Origin of the sequence: Mesotoga sp. B105.6.4 (genome assembly GCF_002896535.1) — a bacterium.
Lineage (GTDB): Bacteria > Thermotogota > Thermotogae > Petrotogales > Kosmotogaceae > Mesotoga.
Map to the genome: position 1 here is coordinate 25,806 of NZ_JWIM01000029.1, position 8,938 is coordinate 34,743.

Genomic DNA, 8,938 nt, shown 5'->3' on the forward strand with positions numbered 1-8,938 from the left:
TATGAGTGCAATCAAGGGGCAGTGGGTCCAGATACACCAGATCCTCCTCGATATTGGCGAGAGAGCTCCCTCCGTTCCCGAGGACACGAAGAACGTCCCTCTTGAACTGAGAATCAGGGGCTTTCTCATTGAAGAGAAGGCAGAAGTCGGCGAAATGGTCACTGTAGAAACCGCCTCGGGGAGAAGAGTTCACGGAAAACTTGAATGCGTCGAGCCCACGCATGAACACAACTTCGGAGACAATATTCCCGAACTCTCTGAGGCCGGAATTGAACTAACTCGATGGCTTACTGGTGGCGATAGCGATGCAGAATAGATCATACGAATCAGTAATGGCGAGAAGAAAAGAGATAATGAAGGCATCTGTTGGAGTTGATTACGACAAATACGAACTCGAAGGGATTGCCTTTGACTACGAAGCGCTCATGAGAGATACTTCGTACCCTATTGAGGAGATCAGAAAAATTCAGTCAGAAACCGGAGTTGGGGATACCCCTCTGATTGAGCTCAAGAATATCACGAGACTCGTAAGAACAATCAGTGAACCGGGCAAGGGCGCTAGGATTTTCCTGAAAGACGAGGCGACTAACCCTTCGGGAAGCTTCAAGGACAGGCGTGCATCAGTGAGTGTTGCAAGGGCAAAGGAGCTCGGTTACAAAGGCGTAATCGCCGCGACTAGTGGAAACTACGGAGCTGCCGTTGCCTCTCAATCTATGAAAAGGGCTTTGAAGTGCATCGTTGTTCAGGAGTGTTATGACAGCAAAGGCAAAGGTCAACCTGAGATTCTGGAGAAGGCTCGCGCCTGTGAAGCTTACGGAGCAGAAGTAGCCCAGCTTACGGTCGGTCCGGAGCTCTTCTACTACTTCCTCCTTCTTCTTGAGGAAACTGGGTTCTTCAATGCATCCCTCTATACACCTTATGCGATTGCGGGCATCGAGTCTTTGGGATATGAGATTGTGGAACAGTCAAATAGAATGATCGGAATGAATCCTGATTACGTCCTCGCTACACACGCCGGGGGAGGCAATCTCACGGGAACGGCCAGAGGTCTTAGAAAGGCAGGCGCAAAGGAAACACAAGTCGTTGGAGTCAGCGTCGATCTTTCCGGTCTTCACATGGCGAGCAATAGAGACTTCAACAGGAAATCCTTTACCACCGGTCATACTGGATTTGGAATACCATTTGCTGTTCTCCCGGATAGATCAGATGTTCCAAGGAATGCTGCAAGAGCCTTGAGATACATGGACAGGTATCTTCTCGTTACGCAAGGAGAAGTATTTTATGTTACCGAAATGCTTGCGAGACTTGAGGGCCTTCAGCGAGGTCCGGCAGGTAACACGAGTCTGACAGCAGCTATAGCTCTTGCCAGAGAACTACCCGAAGACAAAACAATAGTAGTCCAGGAAACCGAATATACAGGTGCAGGTAAGCTACCCAGCGCACAATTGACCTTTGCTAGAGAAAACGGGATAGAGATTGTGAGGGGAGACCCTTTAGCCCTGGATGCTCCGGGCAAGACAATATCTATCCCTGAGAGCCACTCTCAGATTGCATACAAAGAAGTGAACATGACAGACTTAAGGAGATCCTATATAAAACAACTGATTAGACGGGAGGTTACATTGATCGAGAGCGATTACGAATACTTATCCGAAGAGCTCAAGACTGATGTAGCTAAAGTCAAGGAATTGGTTAAGGAGGTAAGTGCTAATGTCGATTCAGAGAACTGATGATTTTGAAAAGCGAAGCCTGCACCTGCAGAACCTTTCAGACGAGGATCTAGACAGTAGGTTCTGGGAGCTTGCGGACAAGATCGTCGAGCCGCTGATAGAACTAGCAGAAGGAAACACGAGTCCTTCGATCGAGCGTTCAGTACTTTTGCGGATGGGGCTGGACAGTTTTCAGGCCGGGGCTATCGTCGCTAAGGCCGTTGAATTCGGTCTCCTTGGCAAGGGTGCCGGGAATCTTGTCCTTTCATACGCCAAGAAGACATCACAACCTTTAGAGAAAGCTGTGGAAGATCTTGCAACAGGAAAGGGCTGGGAAGAACTTGTCACCTTCTTCAGAGGAGGTGGGGAAAGTGCTGCCCGTTAACGAAAAGCTGAAGGTCGAGGAGATTCTTAAGGATCTGCAGCATTATGCCCCGAGAAGAAAGGGCTGGACACGGAGAAAGAAACTGCCCAAAGGAACGAGAGTCGATGGTTTCCAATATGATCAGATTTCCGAACCGTTGAAGAACAGCATAGGACTACCGGCCTCGCACTATTTTGAGAACATTGATCCGCAACCCGATCCCGTCATTACTTCCGAGATTGCCTCCGGCAGATTTGAAGATGACATCAGAAGAATGAGAATGGCTGCCTGGCATGGTGCCGACCATATCATGGTTATAAGGACACTAGGCCAGAGTCATATTGACGGTCTGATCGAAGGAACACCCGAAGGGATAGGAGGCATTCCTATCACACGAAAACAGCTTAGAGCTACTCGAAAAGCTTTGGACGCCATTGAAGAAGAAGTTGGAAGACCGATAAACTTCCATTCTTATATTAGTGGAGTGGCAGGACCTGAAATCGCTGTTCTCTTCGCAGAGGAAGGTGTCAACGGCGCTCATCAGGACCCTCAGTACAACGTTCTTTACAGAGGAATCAATCCTGTGAGATCCTTTGTCGATGCGGCAGCTGCCAAGAAAATCATGGCAAGCGTTGATATGCTTCAAATAGATGGCGCCCACAACGCGAATGCCTCTGCCAAGAGAGCATGGAAAGTCATGCCCGAACTCCTCGTACAGCATGCGATTAACTGCGCTTTCTCTGTAAAGGTGGGGATGAAGAAAGATTTGATCGCTCTCTCAACGGTTCCCCCTGTTGTCTCTCCCGCCCCGGAGTTCAAACTGAACTTTATCTACGCAATAACTCTGAGAGAACTATTCAAAGATTACAGATTTAGGGCTCAGATGAATACCAGATATATCGAATCAGACTTGATGGATGCAACAAGAATTCATGTGCTAGACACTCTGATTTCGAGACTAACCAAAGCAGACATCCAGTCCACCATAACTCCCGATGAAGGTCGAAATGTTCCGTGGCATGTCAACTCCATAAGGGGCATCGAAACCGCAAAACATGCTCTCTTGGCTCTGGATGGAATCAAAGACCTACTCCAGATCAACGAAGAGGTCGTGAGGCCAAAGATTAGAGAGCTGAAGATGCGCGCCATCCTAATGATGGAAGAGATACTGGAAGCAGGCGGATACTTTGAAGCTGCCGAGAGGGGCTTTTTTGTTGATAACGGACAGTACCCCGAGCGCAATGGCGACGGCATTGCGAGACCGAAAGACGGTGGGATCGGTGCCGGCACCGTTGTTCCTAGGGATGCTGAATACTTTGCCCCCGTATGTGAGCACTTCGGATACAACAATCTCCCTGAGGGAATCAAATCGCCCGATGAACTCATAGGTGGTTGCACCCTGCATGACAGATCAAAGATAAAGTACATAGACGAACTCGATGAATCCGATAACGTTAATCTTAGAATCGCTCAGCAACTGGAAGACAGGGAGAAAGGTCTGATATCTCCCGAGGTCGAATGGTGGGGCGACGGTTGGGTTCAGCTAGATTTGACCATCCCCGATGACCCCGATCACGCCGAGGCCGCAGCTCTTGAGATTGCGAAGAGGATGGGCTTTGTAGAAGCAGCAGTCATAAGCAAGACCATCCTCCATCCGATTGAGGGGACTTATCTTGAGCTAAAAGCAAAGGTCCCGTTCAAGATAGAGAGAGGCTCACTAAAACTACCTGAGAAGCCTGATCTATTAACCGAAGAAGAGATCGTTTCCTTCGTCGAAGGACATCCAATGAGAGTGGTGGCCGGGACGGTCGGCAACGACGAACATTCGGTTGGAATAAGGGAGATCCTAGATATTAAGCACGGAGGAATTGAGAAGTTCGGGTTCAAGTACACCTACCTCGGTACAAGTGTTCCTCCGGAGAAGTTCATTGATGCGGCCATAGAAACCGGTGCCGAAGCAGTTCTTATCTCCACGATTATCACTCACAACGAAGTCCACGTAAGCAATTTGACGAAGATTTCTCAGCTCGCTATAGAAAAGGGCGTACGAGACAGATTGATCTTCATTTCGGGTGGAACCCAGATTACAAATGATCTGGCCGTTTCCTGTGGAATGGATGCCGGATTCGGACGCGGAACAAAAGGCATTCACGTAGCATCCTTCCTTGTGAAGAAGAAAAGAGAGCTCCTGAGATAGCTTCTGGTTAACAAGAAGGCGGCACTTGCCGCCTTCTTTGCGTTATACTTGAACAGATGAGTGAGCAAATCGAATTACTAGTAAACAAGACTATAGACGAAATAAGAGATCTTACTGAAAGCGGCAGGCTTACAGTTGCGTTTTCAGGGGGTTTGGATTCTACACTTGTGGCTGTGCTGGCTTCGAGGGCTCTTGGACGGGAAAGGGTGAAGCTTGTAAACGTATGTTTTGGACCATATTCATATAGCAGAGGTCTTGAAATAGTAGCTTCCCTTGCAGACAAAATGAGGCTCAGGCTGGAATTCACGCCGGGATACGAAGCCCAAGAAAGGGTCTGGAAGGACGGTCCTTCGTGCAATAGATGCACTAGACTTGCGAAGCTACCGGCGATAAGATCCGGAGTTTTGGGTCTTGTAGCGACGGGTGCCAACCAATCAGACACCTGGGGAAAGACAGGGATCGTCATCAAGGATGGATTCTACGCTCCCTTGAGGAAATGGACAAAGAAACAGATAGAGAATGCGCTGAGCTACCTTGGTATCGAAGTGCCAAAGATTGGAGAAGCACCCGTTAGGGAAGGCTGCAAGCTGAAGCATCTCCTGAAGATTATGGCGAACCCGGCTTATCACGGGTACTCGGTTGCTATTGCAAATGAAGTTCTACTTGATCAGCTCGAGGATTTCACTCACACTCTTGCGAACGTAAAAGTGATCGGTCCCCTGTCAAGAAACATCGCTATAATTAACGTCTGTCCACTTCCCCCAATAGAAATAAGGGAGAGAATCAAGAGCTCACTTCTCGAGATAGACGTGATTGATGAAGTAAGATGGGTAGAAGGACCTTCAGTCCTCAAGATTTCGGCCAATCCAGGGCTCTATAATAGCAGAGAGGCAAGAAGATGGGTATTAAACGGGAGACTGGCTCCGGAGTTTGCTTTCCCCATAGAAGTTGAGTGGGTGAAGTCCAGAAACAACAGATTAGAGACATTTCAGGTAGTAGATTGTTGGAGGTTGAAAGATGATTCAGCTCATTGTGATTGATCTGGATGGTACTCTCCTCGACAGCGAGAAGAAGATCCCACGTGAAAACGAGTATGCAATAAGACGAACTCTGGATATGGGTGTAGCAGTCTCCATATCCACCGGAAGAAGCTATGTTTCGGGCCACAAATACGCCGAGCAACTTGGCATAGACGTACCCATTTCTTATCAGAATGGTGCTCTAGTGACGTACGGTCACGGAGAGAATACTGAAGTAATTTCAAAATCACTACTTGAAGCGGACAAAGCAAGATTCCTGTTCAAAAAGGCTTTGGAGAAATCCCTTAACGCTCTTGTCTTCTTCGATTTCTTCAGACTCCCGGATATTTCCACCACCAAACCTTCAGATTCTCCATACAGAGGATACTACTGTAACAACAGATATAGGATGCTGTTTGAAGATAATCCGCTAATGCGGATCAAGGATGAAGGTATTCCTGAAATCGCTCTTGAAGGCAAAGAAGACAGAATTCAGGAGCTTCTCAATGAATCGAATTCTCACCTCGAGAACGTAACCGTTATCAAGAACGACAATGTTGAAGAGCACGCCTTCTACGAGTTTTTCGGACCAGGTGTGGGAAAGGAAAATGGCCTGATACATATACTGGAATATCTTGGGCTGAGCTGGAGAAGCGTCGCATATATTGGCGACAATTTCAATGATGTTGAGATACTGAAGAAGGCCGAATTACCCGTGGTAATGGCAAATGGGCCGGACGAGGTGAAGCGGTACGCAAAACTGGTGACTGAAAGAGATAACGATAACGGTGGTGTGGCAGAGGCAATAGAGAGAATCCTGGCAACCAGGGGTGAGCGATAGTGGCCTTAGTTCTCCTTTCAGCAGTCCTTACTGCGCTTTCGATGCCCGGCATGCTTTGGGGTTACTTGATTTGGGTTGCACTTATCCCGTTCTTCATCTCCATGAAGGAAGTAACTCCGCTGAAGGGAGCTTTGAAGGCCTTTGTCTGGGGTTTCGTCTATCTGCTCATAACCCACTACTGGGAACTACCTGTCCTAACCGTGAATGTTCCGGAAGTCTTGAACTCATTCCCGAACTTCATCGGAATAGTAGTATATTTCCTGATGGGTGTAGTAATCGCAGTTCCCTTCCTTGCTTTCGGTTTCATCTACGGGTTGTATCAAAGGTTCTTCGAAAGGTATCCTGTACTTCTCAGCCTATTTGCCGCATCGTTTTTCACAGTCACAGAGCATCTCAGGGAGATAGGCCCACTCGGATTCACGAACGGGAGGCTATCTGACGCTCTTCTAAACGAACAGCTGGGAATAGCTCAGCTTCTTGCGGTTGGTGGACCGCTACTCCTTGTCTTCATAATAGTCTTTGTCAACCACTACTTGTCTCATCTCTTCATGGAACGCACAAGAGACAGAGCCTTATTGATTGTCATTTCTGTCGCTTTCGTGGCTCTTGCGAATGCCGCGATGAGTAGTTTTGTGCCTATTCCGCATTCTTCCGACAAATATGAAAGCACACTTTACGCGCTTCAAACAAATATCTCCATGCACATGAAGTATTACCAGCCTCCCGACGAGACCTTGAGAGTGGTCTCGAGAGCGCTGAGAGAAATTCCCGAAGGTTCCGTAGTAATCTTGCCGGAAGCAACTTTCATGAGCGATATAAGAAGTAATTCAACCGGCTCGCAGCTTCAACAGATTGCAAGCGAACGCAACTTAAGGATTTTGGTGGGATTTCCCACATACAACGATAGCAACTACAATCAGGTTAGGTTTGTAGATGGAGAGGGCTTCTCAGATGAATTCTACGCTAAAGTCCAGCTCACTCCCTTTGTTGAGTTTCTCCCATGGCCAAGAGTATTTGGACTCTTCAGTTTCCTTAAGTTCCTCGACTACTTCGATCCAGGCCAACAATTCACAATCTTTTCCGTAGATGAGCACAGGATAGGAGCACAAATCTGTTTCGACTCTCTATACAGCAATGTCTCGCGAAATCTCACTCGCAACGGTGCAACAGTGATCGTCATTGCCACAAACGACGGTTGGTTCAATATATCGACGGCTCTTCAACAACATCTATCAAAAAGCATCGCCAGAGCAATAGAAAACAGAAGATATGTGATTCAGGTATCCAACACCGGGATTTCAGCGGTAATCGATCCCTATGGCAGGATTGTAAAGCGACTGCCCACTTCGAAGGAACTGACGGCCGAGTATGTTGTTGGCGAATTCCAGTATCTTCCGAGGGTAACGACCACCCTATATACTAGGTTTGGGAACTGGTTCTTCTGGTTCTCTCTTCTTCTAGGAATAGCTTTAATAATACTTGGAGGTGTTGTTCTTTGAATTACCGTGAGAGAGCAAAAAAAATCCTCGAGACCCTCAACAGAGTTATTGTTGTGGGTTTCTCAAAGAATCCGGAAAAGGCGGCTAACTACGTTCCTACATATCTTATTGAAAAGGGGTATCGCGTGATACCTGTTAATCCGAGCATGGAAGAATACAGCGGCCTAAAAGTATACCCGGATCTTGAATCAGTCGTGGCCGACGGAATAGAGCTTGAAGTAGTTGACATCTTTAGACCCTCTGAGGAGGCGGAATCAGTCGCCTTGAAGGCCATAGAGCTGGGAGCAAAGGCTGTTTGGCTGCAGAAGGGTATAACGAGTGAAAAGGCTGCAAAGGCTGCCGAAGAAAAGGGAGTTCTTTACGTAGAAGACCTGTGCATGTTCGAGGAACATAGGAGAATATCGCTGTGACGCAAGTCCCGTACTTGGTAGCGGGCGCGGCCCAGGGCGTCGGAAAGAGCTCTTAAACGTCGTACGAGTTAGCTGGTGCGGGGTAGGGGTAGATGATGGTGGTTGGCCTGAAGCAAGAGCGAGAGCTAGAACTTGGTCATTCAGAAAACAAATGAAAGTTATGCAATCAGACGCAACGGACTTTGTCGATGATGCCTTGGCACACCCTGGCAAGAATCCGGCATTTGAAAGTCCATGATAGAGATCATTGGTTCTCGTTTGAGGGATGAACTCTGGAAACATAGACCGTGATGCTGAAACAATTTCGCATGCGGCAATAGCGGGTATAGGGTATTAGGTCTGGGCGGTTCGGTGAATAGAAGCGGTCAACCCCTTGAGCGATTCTTGAGAAACCGCGGTTGGTGGTTGCAGCGGTAGGAATGAGCAAAGTGAAACAGGCTGACCGTTGAATGGTTCTCCGTTTGCCAAGAAAAGCATCAGTTGGAAGTTCCAAGTTGCAAGTTGTAGTGTGCCAAGAAGGCGAAGAAGGAAACTTCTAGCCATGCTTAATTGAAGATGAGGGAGGGCCCCTCGAAGCCGCCATGCAGGTGGAGGCTTCAAACCACCGTAAGCTGCTGTGGTAAAGAGCCATGGTAGTGAACGTTACGGGAAAAGGCGGGACAGTGATCCCGTCAGGTGAGTACCAGAGGAGACGAATACAAGTGAACCACCGTGAACGTGTCGTAAGGACCTTTAGTGTCATCTAAACCGGGAGGACCAACTATCCCGGGATAAGTCTGGAGGAAACCTGCTTACTGTCCAGATGGTGACCGGCATACAGGTGGCGTGACCCTGGTACAGGCTTCGATTAGGAACTTGGGAACCTGGATCTGGATGTTAAGGGAAAAGCCGCAAGTGGA

8 protein-coding genes are annotated in these 8,938 nt (G+C 48.0%); all 8 read left to right on the forward strand.

The window, feature by feature from the left end; translation table 11 throughout:
• Window position 1: 1 nt before the first annotated feature.
• Genes ortA through RJ60_RS06670 form a run of 8 tightly spaced genes read left to right on the forward strand, consistent with a single transcriptional unit; the run spans window position 2 to window position 8,039 of the window.
• Window positions 2–316, forward strand: a complete 315-nt coding sequence (gene ortA / locus RJ60_RS06635) for a 2-amino-4-oxopentanoate thiolase subunit OrtA (RefSeq protein WP_099829492.1) — start codon at window positions 2–4, stop codon at window positions 314–316.
• Window positions 306–1,730 (forward strand): 2-amino-4-oxopentanoate thiolase subunit OrtB, encoded by a 1,425-nt coding sequence (gene ortB, locus RJ60_RS06640; protein ID WP_103134282.1) that lies wholly within the window; start codon window positions 306–308, stop codon window positions 1,728–1,730. Before ortA ends, ortB begins: the two co-directional genes overlap by 11 nt.
• Window positions 1,711–2,094 carry an ornithine aminomutase subunit alpha gene (locus tag RJ60_RS06645; RefSeq protein WP_099829494.1) on the forward strand — a complete coding sequence of 128 codons (384 nt, stop codon included), beginning with the start codon at window positions 1,711–1,713 and terminating at the stop codon, window positions 2,092–2,094. The genes ortB and RJ60_RS06645 overlap by 20 nt, the downstream gene beginning before the upstream one ends.
• Window positions 2,081–4,270, forward strand: a complete 2,190-nt coding sequence (gene oraE / locus RJ60_RS06650) for a D-ornithine 4,5-aminomutase subunit OraE (RefSeq protein WP_103134283.1) — start codon at window positions 2,081–2,083, stop codon at window positions 4,268–4,270. Before RJ60_RS06645 ends, oraE begins: the two co-directional genes overlap by 14 nt.
• Before the next feature lie 56 nt (window positions 4,271–4,326).
• A complete protein-coding gene (locus RJ60_RS06655; RefSeq protein ID WP_103134284.1) occupies window positions 4,327–5,310 on the forward strand; it encodes an ExsB family protein in 984 nt (327 codons plus the stop codon).
• Window positions 5,288–6,130 (forward strand): Cof-type HAD-IIB family hydrolase, encoded by an 843-nt coding sequence (locus RJ60_RS06660; RefSeq protein WP_103134285.1) that lies wholly within the window; start codon window positions 5,288–5,290, stop codon window positions 6,128–6,130. The genes RJ60_RS06655 and RJ60_RS06660 overlap by 23 nt, the downstream gene beginning before the upstream one ends.
• Complete coding sequence (lnt, locus tag RJ60_RS06665; RefSeq protein WP_103134286.1) at window positions 6,130–7,629, forward strand: apolipoprotein N-acyltransferase; 1,500 nt, start codon at window positions 6,130–6,132, stop codon at window positions 7,627–7,629. The genes RJ60_RS06660 and lnt overlap by 1 nt, the downstream gene beginning before the upstream one ends.
• Window positions 7,626–8,039 carry a CoA-binding protein gene (locus RJ60_RS06670; RefSeq protein ID WP_103134287.1) on the forward strand — a complete coding sequence of 138 codons (414 nt, stop codon included), beginning with the start codon at window positions 7,626–7,628 and terminating at the stop codon, window positions 8,037–8,039. The genes lnt and RJ60_RS06670 overlap by 4 nt, the downstream gene beginning before the upstream one ends.
• The last annotated feature ends 899 nt before the right edge of the window (window positions 8,040–8,938 follow it).